Here is a 17,677-nt window from a genome sequence, read left to right as displayed (position 1 = left end):
GACTGGTGACGCGAACGCACCCCTCCGTGGGTCAGTGGTCGGAGTAGCTGAAGTCGCCCACGGTCCAGGCGCTCACGTCCTGGATCGCGACGCGGTACATGCCGCCCGTCTCGGGGATGCCGACGGCGCCCTGAAGGATCCGGGCCACATGGAAGTGCAGATGGGTGGGTGCGAGGCCGTCATCGGTCTCGCCCCGCTTCTGTTCATCGGGCTTCTCGTCGGCGGTGAAGATCTCCGAGAAGGAGCCGAGGTGGTCCGAGTCCGTCAGGACCTCCGAGACGCGCTGCCTCCACACGGTCTCGGGGGCGAGGCGTCCGGTGATCACAGCACCGCTGGTCACCACAGTCAGGGACATCTGATTGCTCTGCTCGGACTCCACCATGCCGGCAATATCGACGAGCAGTTCGTCAGGGTTCGACATGAGAGCGGATTCTAACGGCAGACACCTCCCGGGAAGGCCCCGACGCCCCAACTTCCCCAGGGACACGGCCCCACCGCTCCGCCTCACACGCTCCGGCTCACCGGCGCACACCTCACGGCCGAGGCCACGGCCGGCCGCCCAGGCGTTCGATGTCCATGTTGAAGCGCCTCAGGTACGTGGTGAAGGCCGCGATGTCCTCGTCCGCCCAGTCGGTCATGACGCGGTCCAGGCTGCCCACGATGTGATCGCGTTCCTCGTCGAGGACGCGCGCACCCTTGTCCGTGATGCGGAACTTGCGGGCCATGCCGCCCTCGGGATCAGGGATGCGCTCCACCAGTCCGGCGCGCATCGCGGCGGCGGTCTGCCGGTTCAGGGTGGAGGCGTCGAGCCCGAACGCGTCGCTGAGCTCGCCGATGGACATGGGCCCCTGCACGCGAATGCGGCTCAGCAGGATGTAGGCGCTGCGCTCAAGAGTGCCGTTCTCGGGGCGCCCGCCTTTGTGGTGCACGAGTCCGTGCCGGCTGAGCAGCATCTGCTCGTACTCGAGCTCGTACGTGGGCCTGGCCATGCGTCTGCTGCCTCCTGCTGTCGTTCCGCGGCGTCGCACCGCGCGTTCGTGCACACCCCCGCGCCCATCGTCGCACAGCCAAATGTATCCACCACACAGTGTGCCCCATGCACGAGATGTGTACGATGCATATCACCCCCGGACAGTCCACGCGGGCATCCCGACGGACATACCGACCGGCATCCGACCAGCTCACCGCCGGCGCCCCTCAGACGCTCAGATCCCGCAGACCCCACACCCCGCATTCACCCGAATCCCACAGACACGCAAGGAGCCCCTTGATGGACGCCCCCCAGCCGACGGCACGCGCCGGCGGCGTGGTCGCCACTCTGGCTTTCGCCGGCACCACAGCCGCGATCATGCAGACCCTGGTCACCCCGCTCATCGCGGAGCTGCCCAAGATCCTTCACACCACGTCGTCGAACGCCGCCTGGGTCATCACCGTGACCCTGCTGGTGGGAGCCGTGTGCGTGCCGGTCACCGGACGTCTCGGCGACCTGCTCGGCAAGCGCCGCATGCTGCTCGTGTGCTCGGTCCCGCTCATGGCGGGCTCCGTGGTGTGTGCGCTGTCGTCCTCCGTCGTGCCGATGATCGTCGGACGCGGTCTGCAAGGCATGGGGATGGGCATGGTGCCGCTGGGCATCGCCCTCCTGCGGGACGTGGTGGCGAAGGAGAAGCTCAGCTCCTCGATCGCCCTGGTCAGCGCTTCCATGGGCATCGGCGGCGGCCTCGGCCTGCCCATCGCCGCCGCAGTGGCCCAGTACGCCGACTGGCGTGTGCTGTTCTGGGGTTCGGCCGTCCTTGCCGTACTGATCGCCGCCCTGATCTGGTTCCTCATTCCGGACGTCCCGGCGAGCGCCAAGGGTCAGCGCTTCGACACACCCGGCGCGCTCGGCCTCGGTGTCGGCCTGGTCTGCCTTCTCCTCGCGGTCTCCAAGGGCGCCGAATGGGGCTGGGGCTCGGCGACGACGCTCACACTCTTCACCGCGGCCGTCCTCGTACTGCTGAGCTGGGGCTGGTGGGAGACACGCACCCGGGACCCGCTGGTCGACCTGCGCACGACCGCCCGGCCCCGCGTGCTGTTCACGAACGTCGCCTCGATCTTCGTCGGCTTCGGTATGTACGCGAGCATGCTCGTGATCCCGCAGCTGCTGCAGTTCCCCGAGGCCACCGGCTACGGCCTGGGCCAGTCGATGCTCGCGGCGGGCCTGTGGATGGCGCCCGGCGGCATCATGATGATGATCGTCTCCCCGCTCGGCGGGAAGCTCACCGATGCCCGAGGCCCGAAGTTCACGCTCATCTGCGGTGTCCTGGTGATCGCCGCCGGATATGGCCTGTCGCTCGCGCTGATGGGCTCCGGCCTGGGTCTCATGGTGGTCTGCATGGTCATCAACAGCGGCGTCGGACTCGCCTACGGTGCCATGCCCGCGCTCATCATGAGCTCGGTGCCGCTCTCGGAGACCGCCGCCGCCAACGGCTTCAACACGCTGATGCGCTCCCTCGGCACCTCGGTCGGCGCCGCGGTGATCGGCGTGATCCTCTCCCAGATGACGACCACCACGGGCGGCTACAGCTTCAGCTCCGAGGCCGGTTTCCGTACGGCTCTGATGGTCGGCGGAGGCGTCGCGCTCGTCGCCGCGCTGATCGCTGCGGTCATCCCGGCCGTACGCGCCACCCCCGTCGAAGCGGGCACCGAACCGGCTGCCGCGCCGGCCGAGGTCAAGGCCTAGGCCGGACGCAGAAACTGGACTTGCGAGTCCAATTTCATCGGAGCACAGTCGGCCTCACGGTCCGGACGAACGGACCGCCGGGCCAGGTCGGGCGGTGTTCCCGACCGGCCCGGTGAGCGGGAGAACCGAGACTGAGGAGAGCCGGCCATGAGTGGACGACTGCAGGACAAGACCGCACTCGTCACGGGGTCGACCAGCAACATCGGAAAGGCGATCGCCGAGGCGTTCGCCGCCGAGGGGGCCCATGTCGTCGTATCGGGGCGCAATCGGGAGCGCGGCGAGCACGTCGTCGAGGGCATCCGTGCGGCCGGAGGGCGGGCCGACTTCGTCGAGGCCGACCTCGACGGCAGCGCGGATGCCTCCCGCCGCCTCGCGGACGAGGCCCGCGAGGCGCTGGGCGGGCGCCTCGACGTGCTGGTGAACAACGCGGGCATCTACCCGCCCGGAACCACCACCACGACGGACGAGAAGACCTTCGACCAGGTCTACGCGGTGAATGTGAAGGCGCCCTTCTTCCTGACCGCGGATGTCGCCCCGGAGATGGCACGGAACGGTGGCGGAGTCATCGTCAATCTCGGCTCCTGGATCGCCCGCCTGGGCGTCCCGGTGGGTTCGCTCTACAGCTCCACCAAGGGAGCCATGGAGACGCTCACGCGCGCGTGGTCGGCGGAGTTCGGTCCGCAGGGGGTGCGGGTGAACGCGATCTCGCCCGGCGTGATCGTCCCCCGCGCGGCCGAGGGCGGCGAGCCGCACCCGGGCGAAATCATGATGAAGGGCACGCCCTTCGGCACGATCGGCACGCCCGACGCCATCGCGCACGCCGCGGTCTGGCTGGCCTCGGACGAGTCGGCGTTCGTCCACGGCACGGTCGTGGACGTCGACGGCGGCCGCGTCGGCGCCGCTGTGATCGCCGCGTAGCGCCGGCCGGCGCCTGTTCCTGGCGGAACCGTCGCATTCGCGGATCGTCAATGGCCTAGCGTGGCGCCCACAGTTCGAGTGGGCGCCACGCTCGCTCGTTGTCCACCCCCGGCGATTGAGACGTGATCACGGCATGCCCCTCCGCCCCCACACCCCCCACCCCGTGCCCTCCCAGGGTGAACGCGCCCTGCAGGCCCACATGGGTACGAGCGAGCGCGCCGATGACTTCTACGACCGTCAGGTCCAGCCCCGTCTGACGCCGGCGATGAGTGAGTTCATCGCCCGGCAGACCATGGTGTTCCTGTCCACGGCGGACACACGTGGTCACTGCGACGCCAGTTTCCGTGCCGGGCCGCCCGGGTTCGTCACGGTCCTCGACGACCTCCATCTCGCCTACCCGGAGTACCGGGGCAACGGAGTCATGGCCAGCGCGGGCAACATCACCGAGAACCCCCATATGGGCCTGCTCTTCATCGACTTCACCCGTGACCACATAGGGCTGCATGTGAACGGATCGGCCCAACTGGTCAGCGATCGTGAGCTACGGGCCATCTGCCCCACGCTGCCCAGGGATTCGGCCCCGGGGCGGCAGGCCGAGATGTGGATACACCTCACCCTGCAGGAGGCGTACGTCCACTGCTCCAAGCACATTCCCCACCTGGAACCCGCGCACCAGCCGAACCGAAGGGCCCCCGGACGCCCCAAGGACGGCGACTACTTCACCGAGCAGATGTCCCACGCCTACCTGGGACAGAGATAGGTCAGGTTCCGGCCGGTCCACGCCACTTCCCCCCCGACGGGGGCATAACCGGAGCGGACGAGGGCACACGCTCTGCCACGGGGCCGAGACGAAAGGCAGGGACATGACGGCAAGTTCGGTGCACGCTCATGAAGATGCGCGAGCGCAGGCCACGACGACGCACGACGCCGACGCGACCGTCGGCGCGGGTGGGCTTCCGTGGGTCGAAGACGCCGGCAAGGTCGCGCCCAAGGACGCACGGGATCTCTCCAGGGTGTTCTTCGAGCAGCTCCAGGTACTCGAAGAGGGCACCGAGGACTACCAGTACGCCCGTAACACGCTCATCGAGATGAACCTGTCGCTCGTCCAGTTCGCGGCGTCCCGCTTCCGCCACCGTGGCAGTGGCGAGATGGAGGACATCGTGCAGGTCGGGACCATCGGCCTGATCAAGGCGATCGACCGGTTCGACCTGTCGCGCGAGGTCCAGTTCACCTCCTTCGCCGTCCCGTACATCGTCGGCGAGATCAAGCGCTTCTTCCGCGACACCAGCTGGGCCGTCCATGTGCCGCGCCGCCTCCAGGAGTTGCGCGTCGACCTGGCCAAGGGCAAGGACGAGCTGTCCACCGTCCTGGACCACGAGCCGACTCCCAAGGAGCTCGCCGAGCACCTGGAGCTCAGCGAGGACGAGGTCATCGAGGGCATGGTCGCCTCGAACGGTTACACCGCAGGGTCCATCGACATGCCGAGCGATCCCGGCGAGCACCCGACCGACGCCTCGAGGACCTTCGCCGACGTTCTCGGCGAACCGGATCCGGCCATGGAGACGGTGGAGGACCTCCACACGCTGGCACCGCTCCTGGAACAGCTCGACGGCCGTGAGCGCCGCATCCTCGAGATGCGATTCGGCCAGGAGATGACCCAGTCGGAGATCGGCGCCGAGATCGGCGTGTCCCAGATGCACGTCTCCCGGCTCCTGACCCGCACCCTCACCAAGCTCAGAACAGGCATGTTCGCCTGACACAGAGGGGCTCCACGATGATTCAGGCCGCGGATATCCGTGAGTGGCGCTCCTACGACGTCGTCGACCCGGACGGCCACAAGATCGGCACGCTCGAGGCGGTCTACGTGAACACGCGGACCGACGAGCCGGCCATGGCCACCGTCCTGATCGGACTCCCCACGCGGCGCAGGCTCGTCTTCGTACCGCTGGACGGCGCGGTCGTCGGGCCGACCTACGTCAAGGTCGACTACGCGAAGGCTCTGGCGAAGGAGTGCCCGTCGATCGGCACGGACGACGTGCTGCCCGCCGAGGACGAGGAACCCCTGTTCCGGCACTACGGACTGCCGTACGAGCCCGGGACGAAAGGGGAGCGGCAGCTCGCCCGTCGCTGACGCGCGCCGTCTCACACCCATCCGTTCGGCCCGCGGCCACGGATTCGTCATGATGGCCTCGCAGCGCCGGGCCACGTGGCCGGGGCACGACGAAGGGGAGACAGCGTGCTCGTATGGGACGACGATCCGCGATCGGCACTCGTGGCACCCGTGGCCGCCGAACCGCCGCGGGCCGCGGTGCTCCTCCTGCACGGTGGCAGCTCCGAGGGGACGAGAGCGGTGCCGTGGTTGAGTCTCGCGGGTGCGCGCATGCGTCCGTTCGCCCGGGCCGTCGAGCGGGCCTGCGAGGGCCAGGGGCTGCTGGTGGGGAGCGTCCGCTATCGCTGCCGGGGCTGGAACGGCGACCGCGAGGATCCGCTCCGGGACGCGCTGCGGGCGCTGGACGAACTGGCCGTACGCGCCGGGGACGTGCCGACCGTGCTGGTCGGTCATTCCATGGGCGGACGTGCGGCGCTGCGCGCCGGCGGGCATCGGCTCGTCCAAGGCGTGGTGGGACTCGCTCCGTGGTGTCCGGAGGGTGAGCCGGTGACGCAGTTGCGCGGCCGCCGCGTGGTGCTGCTCCACGGCGACCGGGACCGCACGACGGATCCCGCGGCCTCCGTCGACTACGCCGTCCGGGCCTCCGCCGCGGGCGCCGAGGCCTGCACGCTGCTGATGCCGGGCGGCGACCACGCGATGCTGCGGCAGGCCGGTTCCTGGCACCGTCAGACCGGCCGGATCGTGAGCGGCCTGCTGGGGTTCGCGCCGCTCCCCACCGACGTCGCGGGCCGTCTCGCCCTCAACGGCCGTACGCCGTAAGCGTTCTCGCACGCATGACGTCACAGGTATGCCTCGGGGCGTTCCGCCGAACGGGCGACAGTGAATCCTTTCGGCTTCTGTCGCCGGCGTGACGGGAGGGCCCATGGGCGAAGCTGCCATGGACCTTCCCCAAGCACCGAATGATGAGGCTGTCCATGCGCCGTCGCTCCGCCGTTGCCGCTTCCCTCGCCGCGTTCGCCCTCGCGCTGACCCTTCCCGCCTCCGCCCAGGCAGCCACCGGGGACTTCTCGTACAAGTTCGTCGGGCTCAACGGCCGACCGCAGACGGTCACCCTCCACGCGTTGCCGAGCCGTCAGTGCGTCACCCTCCCCGAGGTCGCGGACCCGAGCTCCTCCGAACCGGCGTTCGCCCCGCACAACGACACGGACGAGTGGGCCATGGTCTTCACCGGACCCGACTGCGAAGGCGACTCCTGGACACTGCGTCCGCACGGCAGGCCGACCACCGACAACCTCAAGCTGCGCTCGGTGTTCCTCACCCCGTCGCAGTTCTGACCGGTCGGGCGGGGGGAGAGGGGCCCTGCCCCCTCTCCCCCCGCCGGCCTACGCCGACTGCCTGTGCTTTCTTGCCGGGAGAAGCCCTCGCGACGCTCCGCGTCGCCACTGGAAGATTCGCTTCACCACCGGCCTGGCAGTCGGAGAGTTGCGGCGTTGGCGCGAGACTGTCAGGAGACGGCTAACACCTCTTCGTTCAAGGGGTGTTGGACTACCGAGGGCGGCTGGGTGACTCGAAACGAGCCTCAACAGCCCCACGCCCGCCACTAATTTCAATGATTCTGGATTTAAGTCTTGACGCATCGTTCACACAGATGAAGCATTCGACCGCAAGAGAGCGCTCCCACCCCCCTCATTCGTTCATTTACTGAACCAGGAGAGTCGCCCTATGCTCACGCCCCCCACGAACCCCTCGACCACGTCCAGTTCGCCCACGGCCGGCTCCGTCGCCCCCTCGCGCCGGACCGTCCTCGGCGTCATGGCGGCGACCGCTGCCACCGTTCCCGGCCTCCTCGCACTCGGCTCCCCCGCCTCCGCGGCCCCTGCCGCCGATCCACTGCCCGGCGGCGGTGACCTGGGCCCGAACGTGATCGTGTTCGACCCCTCCACCTCGGGCATCCAGGCCAAGCTGGACGAGATCTTCAAGCAGCAGGAGTCCGCACAGTTCGGCTCCGGCCGCTACGCGTTCCTGTTCAAGCCCGGCACGTACAACGGCCTCAACGCCCAGCTCGGCTTCTACACCTCGATCGCCGGCCTCGGCCTGTCCCCCGACGACACCTCGATCAACGGCGATGTCACGGTCGACGCCGGCTGGTTCAACGGCAACGCCACCCAGAACTTCTGGCGCTCCGCCGAGAACCTCGCCCTCACCCCCGTCAACGGCACCAACCGCTGGGCCGTCGCCCAGGCCGCGCCGTTCCGCCGTATGCACGTGAGAGGCGGCCTCAACCTCTCCCCCGACGGCTACGGCTGGGCCAGCGGCGGCTACATCGCCGACAGCCGCATCGACGGCACGGTCGGGCCGTACTCGCAGCAGCAGTGGTACACCCGCGACAGTTCCGTCGGCGGCTGGACCAACGCCGTCTGGAACATGGTGTTCTCCGGCGTCGAGGGCGCCCCCGCCCAGAGCTTCCCGGACCCGCCGTACACCACGCTCAACACGACGCCGGTGTCCCGCGAGAAGCCGTTCCTGTACCTCGACGGCGCCGACTACAAGGTCTTCCTGCCCGAGAAGCGCACCGACGCGCGCGGCACCACCTGGGGCAGCGGCACACCCCGGGGCACCTCGCTCGCGCTCACCCAGTTCTACGTGGCGAAGCCCGGTGTCACCGCCGCCACCCTCAACGCGGCGCTCGACCAGGGCCTCAACCTGCTTCTCACGCCCGGGATCTACCATCTCGACGCGGCGATAGAGGTCGAGCGCGCCAACGCCGTGGTCCTCGGCCTCGGTTACGCCACCCTCATCCCGGACAACGGTGTCACGGCGGTGAAGGTCGCCGACGTCGACGGTGTGCGCCTGGCCGGGTTCCTGATCGACGCGGGCGCGGTCAACTCGCAGACACTGCTGGAAGTCGGGCCTTCCGGAGCGTCCGCCGACCACTCGGCCAACCCCGTCACCGTCCAGGACGTCTTCGTGCGGATCGGCGGCGCGGGCCCCGGCAAGGCAACCACCAGCATCGTCGTCAACAGCCGGCACACGATCATCGACCACACCTGGGTCTGGCGCGCCGACCACGGTGACGGCGTCGGCTGGGAGACCAACCGCGCCGACTACGGCGTGCGCGTCAACGGCGACGACGTGCTGGCCACCGGCCTGTTCGTCGAGCACTTCAACAAGTACGACGTGTACTGGTCCGGCCAGCGCGGCCGCACGATCTTCTTCCAGAACGAGAAGGCGTACGACGCCCCGAACCAGGCCGCTGTCCAGGACGGCAGCGTCAAGGGCTTCGCCGCGTACAAGGTCGCCGACTCCGTGACCACGCACGAGGGTTGGGGCCTGGGGAGCTACTGCAACTACACGTCGGACAACACCATCCGCCAGGACCACGGCTTCGCGGCGCCCAACACGTCGGGGGTGAAGTTCCACGACCTGCTCGTCGTGTCCCTGGGTGGCCAGGGTCAGTACGAGCACGTCATCAACGACATCGGCGCCGCCACGTCCGGCACGTCCACGGTGCCCTCGACCGTGGTCTCGTATCCCTGAGCCCACCCGGTGAAGGGCGACGGACCACGGTCCGTCGCCCTTCACCGGCGTCAGCCGATCTCCACCCGGATCGAGTGGTAGCCACTCGCCCCGTCCGGGACGGGGTCGGCGCGTTTCGCCGTCTGCGTCCGGCCCGTGCCGTCGGTCGCGCGGACCGTGAGGCGGTGTCCTCCCGAGGTCGCCTGCCACGGGTAGGACCACTGGCGCCAGGTGTCGCGGGTGTCCTCCTCCGCGAGCGTCGCCCGCTCCCACGGCCCGTCGTCGACGCGGACCTCGACCTTCTCGATCCCGCGATGCTGCGCCCAGGCCACGCCCGCGACCATGACCGTGCCGGCCTTGCGGCTCACGGAGGGCTTGGGGGTGTCGATGCGGGACTCCGTCTTGATGGGCGCCTGCTGGGCCCAGTCCCGTTTCACCCAGTACGCGTCGTAGTCGGCGAAGGTGGTGAGCTCGATGTCCTCGATCCACTTGCAGGCCGACACGTAGCCGTACAGGCCGGGGACGATCATGCGCACGGGGAAGCCGTGCGCGAAGGGCAGGGGCTGACCGTTCATCCCCAGCGCCAGCATCGCGTCGCGCCCGTCCATGATGTCCTCGACGGGGCTGCCGATCGTCATGCCGTCGACGGAGCGCGCGACCAGCTGGTCCGCGGGGCCGCCCTTCGACGGGGGTCTGACGCCGCTCTCGGCGAGCACGTCCGCGAGGCCTACGCCGATCCAGCGGGCGTTGCCGATCAGGGGGCCGCCGACCTCGTTCGACACGCAGGTGAGGGTGATGGCGCGTTCGATGAGCGGCCTTCGCAGCAGGTCGTCGAAGGTCAGGGTGACGGGGCGGGTGACGCCCTTGCCGTGGATCCGCAGCCGCCATTTCATCGCGTCGACCATCGGTACCACCAGAGCGGTGTCGACCCGGTAGAAGTCCTTGTTCGACGTGGTGAACGCGCCGATGCCGGGGATCGCCAACTGGGCGCCCGCCGGAGTGGGTTTTCCCGGAGACGCCGGAGCGGGCAGTTTGACGCCGTTGCGTGAGGACACGGCGTTCACGTCCTGCGTGCCGCGCGACGACCGGGCCAGCAGCCCGGCGCCGGTGGAGATGGCGGCGGCGGCCGTCGCGAGCGTGATGAACCCGCGCCGGTCCCATCCGGGTTCGGTGCTGCCCTCGGGGGGCTCCTCGGCCGCCGTGGAGCGCGCGCGTCCGCTGAGCGCGTACAGGAGCCAGGCACCCACCAGCGCGCCGATCACGGACGGCGCGGCGTCGGCGATGCCCGTCGATTCGGGGCGCGTGGTGGCCGCCAGTGCGCCGATCACACCGAACAGCAGGACGCCGGCCGATCCGACGCGGCGGTGGCGGACGGCGACGAGACCCAGGACCACCGCGAGAACGGCCAGCACGGCGACGATGCCGAGCTGCAGAACTAGCTTGTCGTTCGTTCCGAAATTCCGGATCGCCCAGTCCTTGAGCGCGGTCGGCGTACGGTCGATGGCCGCGCCTCCCACGGCCACCACGGGGCTCGCCTGGGGACGGACGGCGGCCGCCGTCAGCTCGGCGGCGGCCAGAGCCGCGTATCCGGCCAGCAGTCCGCTCAGCGCGCCGAGGTACGCGCGCCGTCGCGCACCGCGCCGCCCCAGGAAATTCCGGTTCTCGCCCGCTTCAGAAATGGGGAAACCTTCCTCGCGGCATGCCGCCGCACCTCGAGCTTCGTCAGCCCGACCATGCTGGAGGCGATCCCGCACGCATTCAAGCGGACATGCGCTGGCGTACGGGCACAAAAGCCGCGGGAACGCATCAGGCCGCGTTGCCCCTGAGTCCCCTCCCCTGCCGGTGCCTGCGGACGATGTCCGCGTAACGGTGGCCGCTGCCCTTGATGGTGCGGCGCTGCGTCTTGTAGTCGACGTGGACGAGACCGAAGCGCTTGTCGTAGCCGTAGGCCCACTCGAAGTTGTCGAGGAGGGACCAGGCGTAGTACCCGGCGAGCGGTGCCCCCTTGCGGGCGGCGGAGGCGCAGGCCGCGAGGTGGTCTTCCAGGTACTCGACGCGTCCGGGGTCGTCGACGGAGCCGTCGGGCCGTACGACGTCGGGGAAGGCGGAGCCGTTCTCGGTGACGTAGAGCTTGCGGGCGCCGTACTCGTGGGTGAGGCGCAGGAGCAGGGTCTCGATCCCGCTCGCGTCGATCTCCCAGTCCATGCCGGTGCGCGGAACGCCGAGGCGGCGCACCTCGCGGGCGTACGGGGCGGGGCCCGTGGGGTCGTCCGCGACGACGGCCGGCATGTAGTAGTTCAGGCCGAGCCAGTCGAGCGGGGCGGCCATCGTCTCCAAGTCGCCTGCCCGCTCGGGCAGTTCGATCCCGTAGACGTCGCGCATGTCGGCGGGGAAGCCGCGGCCGTGAACGGGGTCGAGCCACCAGCGGTTGGTGTGGCCGTCCATGCGGTGGGCCGCCGCGAGGTCCTCGGGCCGGTCGGTGGCTGCCTGGACGGTGGAGAGGTTGTTGACGATGCCGATGCGCGCGTCGGGCGCCGCGGCGCGGATCGCCCGGGTGGCGAGGCCGTGGCCGAGCAGCAGGTGGTACGAGGCACGGACAGCGGCGGTCAGGTCGGTGAACCCGGGGGCCATGCGGCCTTCGAGGTGGCCGATCCAGGCCGAGCACAGGGGTTCATTGAGGGTGGCCCACTGGGTGACGCGGTCGCCGAGGCGTTCGGCGACGACGGTGGCGTAGTCGGCGAAGTGGTTCGCCGTGTCCCGCTCGGGCCAGCCGCCGCGGTCCTGGAGGGTCTGCGGGAGGTCCCAGTGATAGAGGGTGACGGACGGCTCGATGCCTGCTCCGAGCAGACCGTCGATCAACTGGTCGTAGAAGTCGAGGCCCTTGGCGTTGACCGGGCCGTCGCCGCCGGGCACGATCCGCGGCCACGCGAGCGAGAGCCGGTAGGCGTTGGTGCCGAGCTGCTTCATCAGCGCGATGTCCTCGCGCCAGCGGTGGTAGTGGTCGCAGGCGACATCACCGTGGTCGTCGCCTGCGATCTTGCCGGGGGTGTGCGAGAAGGTGTCCCAGATCGAGGGGGCGCGGCCGTCCTCGGCGACGGCTCCCTCGATCTGGTAGGCGGAGGTGGCCGTGCCCCAGGCGAAGTCCTTCGGGAGAGCGGCGAAGTCGATGGGCTTGGACACTGACGTCCTTTCGGGCGAGGGGTCGGCGGCACGGTCCGGGGTACTGCTCACTTCACGGCCCCGGCGGTCAGGCCGGCGACGAGGTAGCGCTGGAGCAGCAGGAATCCGGCGACCACGGGGATGCTCACGACGAGTGAGGCGGCCATGATCTGGTTCCAGTACACGTCGTTCTGGGTGGAGTAGTTCTGGAGGCCGACGGCGAGGGTGCGGGTGGCGTCGGTCGTCAGGACGGACGCGAAGAGCACTTCTCCCCACGCGGTCATGAAGGCGTACACGGCGACCGCGACGATGCCGGGGATCGCCGCCGGGACGACGACGCGGAACAGCGCCTTGAGCGGTCCGCAGCCGTCCACCATCGCGGCCTCGTCGAGGTCCCTGGGGACCGACTCGAAGTATCCGATGAGCATCCAGATCGAGAAGGGCAGGGAGAACGTGAGGTAGGTGAGGATCAGTCCGCCGCGTGAGCCGAACAGGGCGATCCCGGTGGACTGGCCGATGTTGACGTAGATGAGGAACAGCGGCAGCAGGAAGAGGATGCCGGGAAACATCTGGGTCGACAGGACCGTCACCGTGAAGACGCGCTTGCCGCGGAACTGGTAGCGGCTGACCGCGTAGGCGGCGAAAACGGCGATCACGACGGAGCAGACCGTCGCGGCGCCGGCCACGATCAGCGAGTTCCAGAAGTACTTCGCCAGCGGGACGGTCTTCCAGATGTCGAAGTAGGGCTGGATGGTGAGCCCGCTGGGCATCCAGCGGAACTTGCCCGACACGTCCTCCAGCGGCTTGAGCGAGCTGGAGATCATGACGTAGACGGGCAGCAGGACGAAGCCCGTGAGCAGGGTCAGGAAGATCCGGCGGGACCAGATGAAGGAGCGCGGGGACGCCATCGGCGAGCGCGGAGCGCCGCGGGGGACGGTGGGGCTAGCCACGGGAGACCTTCCTCCCTCGTGAGGTGAGCACCAGGTAGATCCCCGTCACCAGGAGCAGGAACAGCAGCAGGAGTACGGACATGGCCGCTCCGGTGCCGAAGTTCCAGGTGGCGAAGGACGACTGGTAGATGTGCACGGAGATGAGATCGGCCGCCTCGGGCGCCGCCCGCCCGAACAGCACGAACGGTGTGTTGAAGTCGTTGAACGTCCACAGGAACAGGACGAGTACGAGCACCTGGTTGACCGGGCGCAGCGAGGGAATGGTGATGCGCCGGATCTGCTGCCAGATTCCCGCGCCGTCCATGGCGGCGGCCTCGTAGAGCTCCTTGGGGATGTTCTGGAGCCCGGCCATCACGATCAGGAACGCGAACGGCCAGCCCTTCCACACCGAGACGGTCAGCAGCGCGAAGAAGCTGTTGTCGCCGATGAGCCAGAAGGGATGCCCGTCGGCGAGTCCGAGCTGGTCGTGGAGTACGTGGTTGACCAGGCCGTTGTCCCTTTGGAACATGAACGCCCAGGTGATCACGGCCGCGTAGACGGGCAGCGCGTACGGCACCAGGAACAGGGTCCTCAGGAAGCCGCGTCCGGTGAACGTCTCCTGCATGAAGACGGCCGCCGCCGTGCCGAGGAGCCAGCACAGGCCGACCGACATGAGCGTGAAGACGCAGGTGATCCAGAACGAGTGGAGCAGGGCCTTTCCGACGGGTTCGTTGAAGTCGACGGCCACGTCGAAGTTGCCGAGGCCGGTCCAGGGAGCCGCGCTCCAGTCCCGCAGGAAGTTCTGGGTCAGCTCCTTGAACGCCATGACAAAGCCGATGGCGATCGGCAGCAGGTGGACGAGGATCTCGAGCAGGAGCGCGGGGAGCAGCAGCAGGTACGGCAGTCCCAAGCGGCGGATGCGCCCGGGGCGGCGCGGCTTGCGCGTCGCCCCGGGGGTGTCCTCACGCACCGCCGGATCCCCCTTCGGGGAGTTCACGATGGTGGTCATGGGCACATCGCTCACTGACTGGCCATCTGCTGCTGAGCCTTGGTCAGCTCGGCCTTGACGTCAGCCGTCGAGAGCTTCTTGCCGTTCGCGGCCTGGGCGAAGAGGTTCTTGACGGCGGTACCGACCGAGGTCTCGAACTGGGACTCGTTCGACACCTGGGGCAGGGCGGTGGCGCTGGTCGCGAGGGTCTCGCGCAGCACCTTGAGCTCCGGCCGGTCGAAGGCCGGGTCGCTCTGGGCGGCCTTGACCGGAGGGATGGAGCCGTAGGTCTTGCAGAGCAGCTTCTGCTCGGCGTCACTCGTCATGAACTTCACGAACTTCAGGGAGCCGTCGATGTTCTTGGTGTTCTTGAAGACGGCGAGGTTGATGCCCGCCACCATCGAGTTGGTGGCCTTGCCCGCGCCGGGCGCACCCGACTGCACCGGCACCGGGGCGACGCCCCACTCGTCGTCCTTCATGCCCTGCGACTTGAACGTGGTGGCCGCGGCCTGCCACAGCACCATGGCCGTTTTGCCCTTGGAGAAGTCGCTGAGGGACTGGTTCTTCGCGTACTCGGCGTTGCCGGGCGCGATGATCTTGTTCGTGGCCATCATGTCGACGTACTGCTTGACGGCGGCGACCGCGGCGTCGTTGGTGAAGTCGGCCTTGCCGTCCGCGGTGAAGAAGTCGCCGCCGTGCTGCTTGGCGAGGACGAACACCTGGTGGATGTTGTTGGACAGGTTGGAGCCCTCGGCGCCGAGTCCCCACTTGCCGCCCTTGGATATCTTCGCGCCGTCCGCGGTGAGTTCGTCCCAGGTCTTCGGCGGCTCGGTGATGCCGGCTTCCTTGAACATCGCCTTGTTGTAGTAGAGCGCGTAGGCCATCGAGTAGAGCGGTACGGCGGCGGGGTCCTTGCCCTGCGCGCCCGTCGAGCCGAGCGCCGACTCGACGAAGCGGTCCTTGCCGCCGACCTTGTCGAAGTTCTTCTGGTCCCACGGGAGGAGGGCGCCGGTCGCCTGGAGCGAGGACGACCAGGTGTTGCCGATGTTGAGGACGTCGGGGCCCTCACCCGAGGTGGTCGCCGTGAGGATGCGGGTGAGCAGGTCCGACCAGGGGACGACCTCCAGCTTGACCTTGATGCCGGTCTGCTTCTCGAACTTGGCGAGTTCGGGCTGGAGGATCTTCTTGTCGGCCTCGATGTTCGGCCCCTGGTTGGACGCCCAGTACGTCAGGGTCTTGGGCGACTCGTTCGATCCCTCACTGGATGAACCCCCGCCGCAGGCGGTCGCCGCGGCCAGCAGGGAGACGACGACCGCGCTACTGGCGAGTGCTCGAATTCTTTGCATGGCTCCAGGTGTCCCTTCCTCAGGAGCGTCCAAGCCGGGGCGCGGGTCTGCAGGCCGAAGCGCTCGGCGTTCAGTTCCTGAAGTCACCCACGACTTAATTTAGGCTGTGAGTTAAACCGCGCGGAAAGGTCGCGTCAAGGGTTTCCGCAGGGGTACCTTGCGTCTGTCGCAGGTCAGGAAGGAGCCCAGATGGATCGGCTGAGCAGACGCACGGTGAGTGACCTGCGCAGAGCCAACCGAGCAGTGATACTGCAACAGTTGTATTTCGACGGCCCGACGAGCCGCCAGGCACTCGGCCCTCTCACGGGTCTGAGTTCAGGATCCGTCAGCAACGTCGTGGCCGAACTCGCCGCCGACGGGCTCGTGGAGGAGGCCGGCAGCCTGGACTCCGACGGCGGCCGGCCCCGCATCCTGCTCCGTGTCAGCCCGCACAGCGGCAACCTGATCGGCATCGACGTCGGCGAGACCCGCGTCCGCGTGGAGGTCTTCGACGTGACCCTCACCGAACTGGCCCGCGCCGACATCCCGTTGACGGGCGACGGGTACGACGTCGCCGTCATCGTGGAACACATCCGCAGCGGCATCGAGCGGGTACTCGCCGAGGCCGGCGTGCCGGCGGGCGATCTTCTCGGGATCGGGATAGGCGTCCCCGGCGTCGTCGAGCGGGTCCCCGGGTCCGGGGCCGTGGTCCACTGCCAGACCATCGGCTGGGACGCGGTTCCCCTGGAGGCGCTGCTGCGCGCGTCCTCTCAACTCCCGCCCACAGTCCCGTACTTCATCGACAACGGCGCGAAGACGCTCGGACAGGCGGAGATGTGGTTCGGCGCCGGACGCGGTGCGCGCAGCGCCGCGATCGTCCTCTTCGGCACCGGGGTCGGCGCCTGCCTCTTCGCGGACGGCAAGGGTCGGGCGCTGGAGTGGGGCCACCTGACGGTGCAGGCGGGCGGACGGACGTGCCGCTGCGGCGCGCCGGGCTGCCTGGAGGCGTACGCGGGGGCGGAGTCCGTACTGGAACGGTGGCGCGAGGCGGGTGGACAGCCGCCCCGACACGTCGACGAGGAGACCCAGTTGACGGCGCTGCTCGCCGCCGCCTGCCCGACGGACGGGACCGATCCCGACCCCGTGGCCTACGAGGTGATGGCCAAGACGGCCGAATACCTGGGCGCCGGACTGTCCGACCTGATCAACCTCTTCCAGCCGGAGCGCATCCTGATCGGCGGCTGGGCCGGGCTCCAGTTCGGCTCCCGTTTCCTCGACGACGTCCGGAAACACACCACGAAGTACGCCCTGTCCTACCCGGCCGGAAAGGCCACCATCGCACTGGGCAAGCTGGGCCCCGACGCGGTCACGGTCGGTGCGGCGACCCTTCCCCTGGAGGACTTCTTCGCCCGCGGCGGCCGCCGCGACACCCCGGCCCAGGAACCGACACCGCCCGCCTGGCGCACGGCACTTGAGGGCCGCGTGCTCGGGTGACCCGTGCCCGGCTTCGTCACGTGGCGGCCGAACGGTGCGCGAGGTCTTCCAGCAGCGCCACCGCCTCTTCCGCCCGCTCGTACGGGACGAAGAGGTGGTCGTGGTGGAATCCCGCCACGACGTTGCAGCTCAGGCCCGCGGTGGCAAGCTCCTGGGCGACGGCTGCGGTCAGGCCCACGGCCTCAAGCGCCGAGTGGACGCGCAGGGTGATCCACCCCGCCACGTAGTCGTGGGCGAGACCTGCCGCCTCGGCCGCCTCCAGCGGGACCACCAGCGTCAGGGCCTCCCGCTCGGCGACGGTCACCACGGGGGTGACGCCGGGCGGAATCGCACCGTCGACGGCAGTGAAGACGTAGCGCCCGGGGTTCAGCTCCGGCCGCATGCCGCTCAACAGTGCCCGCAGATCTCTCTCGCCACTCATGATCACCAGAGTAGGCGGCACGCACGATCGCGCACGCCACGCGGCCACGGACGCCCGCATTCCTCGCACCTTCTTGCCAGTCGATGTCGCAGATTTTC

At 69.0% G+C, this 17,677-nt stretch carries 17 protein-coding genes; 9 read left to right on the top strand and 8 right to left on the bottom strand.

What is annotated here, in order from left to right:
• Positions 1–31: 31 nt before the first annotated feature.
• Positions 32–421: a hypothetical protein gene (locus OG758_RS42125; RefSeq protein WP_326714702.1), complete on the bottom strand. Its 390-nt coding sequence runs from the start codon at positions 419–421 to the stop codon at positions 32–34.
• A 112-nt stretch (positions 422–533) separates the two neighbouring features.
• The gene (locus OG758_RS42120) at positions 534–989 is read right to left on the bottom strand and encodes a MarR family winged helix-turn-helix transcriptional regulator (RefSeq protein WP_227292924.1); all 456 of its coding nucleotides are present in this window, start codon (positions 987–989) and stop codon (positions 534–536) included.
• Between the two features lie 281 nt (positions 990–1,270).
• Here OG758_RS42120 and OG758_RS42115 point away from each other — a divergent pair, with 281 nt between their 5' ends.
• The 8 genes from OG758_RS42115 (at position 1,271) to OG758_RS42080 (ending at position 9,284) form a co-directional block, all read left to right on the top strand.
• Positions 1,271–2,719, top strand: a complete 1,449-nt coding sequence (locus tag OG758_RS42115) for an MFS transporter (RefSeq protein ID WP_326714701.1) — start codon at positions 1,271–1,273, stop codon at positions 2,717–2,719.
• Positions 2,720–2,866: 147 nt separating this feature from the next.
• Positions 2,867–3,637: an SDR family NAD(P)-dependent oxidoreductase gene (locus OG758_RS42110; RefSeq protein ID WP_326714700.1), complete on the top strand. Its 771-nt coding sequence runs from the start codon at positions 2,867–2,869 to the stop codon at positions 3,635–3,637.
• A 133-nt stretch (positions 3,638–3,770) separates the two neighbouring features.
• A complete protein-coding gene (locus OG758_RS42105) occupies positions 3,771–4,397 on the top strand; it encodes a pyridoxamine 5'-phosphate oxidase family protein (protein ID WP_326714699.1) in 627 nt (208 codons plus the stop codon).
• A 103-nt stretch (positions 4,398–4,500) separates the two neighbouring features.
• A complete protein-coding gene (locus OG758_RS42100) occupies positions 4,501–5,394 on the top strand; it encodes an RNA polymerase sigma factor SigF (RefSeq protein ID WP_326714698.1) in 894 nt (297 codons plus the stop codon).
• A gap of 17 nt (positions 5,395–5,411) precedes the next feature.
• Positions 5,412–5,768 (top strand): PRC-barrel domain-containing protein, encoded by a 357-nt coding sequence (locus OG758_RS42095; RefSeq protein ID WP_326714697.1) that lies wholly within the window; start codon positions 5,412–5,414, stop codon positions 5,766–5,768.
• Positions 5,769–5,873: 105 nt separating this feature from the next.
• Positions 5,874–6,566: an alpha/beta hydrolase gene (locus OG758_RS42090; protein ID WP_326714696.1), complete on the top strand. Its 693-nt coding sequence runs from the start codon at positions 5,874–5,876 to the stop codon at positions 6,564–6,566.
• A 155-nt stretch (positions 6,567–6,721) separates the two neighbouring features.
• Positions 6,722–7,081, top strand: a complete 360-nt coding sequence (locus OG758_RS42085; protein ID WP_326714695.1) for a hypothetical protein — start codon at positions 6,722–6,724, stop codon at positions 7,079–7,081.
• Between the two features lie 388 nt (positions 7,082–7,469).
• The gene (locus OG758_RS42080; protein ID WP_326714694.1) at positions 7,470–9,284 is read left to right on the top strand and encodes a coagulation factor 5/8 type domain-containing protein; all 1,815 of its coding nucleotides are present in this window, start codon (positions 7,470–7,472) and stop codon (positions 9,282–9,284) included.
• A gap of 50 nt (positions 9,285–9,334) precedes the next feature.
• Here the strand turns inward: OG758_RS42080 and OG758_RS42075 are convergent, their stop codons facing one another.
• The 5 genes from OG758_RS42075 to OG758_RS42055 form a co-directional block, all read right to left on the bottom strand.
• Positions 9,335–10,912: a sulfite oxidase gene (locus OG758_RS42075; protein ID WP_326716215.1), complete on the bottom strand. Its 1,578-nt coding sequence runs from the start codon at positions 10,910–10,912 to the stop codon at positions 9,335–9,337.
• Positions 10,913–11,069: 157 nt separating this feature from the next.
• Positions 11,070–12,443 carry a GH1 family beta-glucosidase gene (locus OG758_RS42070; RefSeq protein WP_326714693.1) on the bottom strand — a complete coding sequence of 458 codons (1,374 nt, stop codon included), beginning with the start codon at positions 12,441–12,443 and terminating at the stop codon, positions 11,070–11,072.
• 47 nt (positions 12,444–12,490) lie between these two features.
• Entirely contained in the window at positions 12,491–13,330 is an 840-nt protein-coding gene (locus tag OG758_RS42065; RefSeq protein WP_266569547.1) for a carbohydrate ABC transporter permease, read from the bottom strand.
• Positions 13,331–13,364: 34 nt separating this feature from the next.
• Positions 13,365–14,360 (bottom strand): carbohydrate ABC transporter permease, encoded by a 996-nt coding sequence (locus OG758_RS42060; RefSeq protein WP_326714692.1) that lies wholly within the window; start codon positions 14,358–14,360, stop codon positions 13,365–13,367.
• 11 nt (positions 14,361–14,371) lie between these two features.
• Positions 14,372–15,685 carry an ABC transporter substrate-binding protein gene (locus OG758_RS42055; protein ID WP_326714691.1) on the bottom strand — a complete coding sequence of 438 codons (1,314 nt, stop codon included), beginning with the start codon at positions 15,683–15,685 and terminating at the stop codon, positions 14,372–14,374.
• 189 nt (positions 15,686–15,874) lie between these two features.
• Between OG758_RS42055 and OG758_RS42050 the strand changes: the two genes are divergently transcribed.
• Positions 15,875–17,158 (top strand): ROK family transcriptional regulator, encoded by a 1,284-nt coding sequence (locus tag OG758_RS42050; protein ID WP_326714690.1) that lies wholly within the window; start codon positions 15,875–15,877, stop codon positions 17,156–17,158.
• A gap of 16 nt (positions 17,159–17,174) precedes the next feature.
• Here OG758_RS42050 and OG758_RS42045 read toward each other — a convergent pair whose 3' ends face one another.
• Positions 17,175–17,579, bottom strand: coding sequence for an ACT domain-containing protein (locus tag OG758_RS42045; protein WP_326714689.1), 405 nt, complete (start codon positions 17,577–17,579; stop codon positions 17,175–17,177).
• Positions 17,580–17,677 lie beyond the last annotated feature (98 nt).

Source organism: Streptomyces sp. NBC_01474 (genome assembly GCF_035918215.1).
Classification (GTDB): Bacteria; Actinomycetota; Actinomycetes; order Streptomycetales; family Streptomycetaceae; genus Streptomyces; species Streptomyces aureus.
This window is presented reverse-complemented; position numbering and strand designations above follow the sequence as displayed.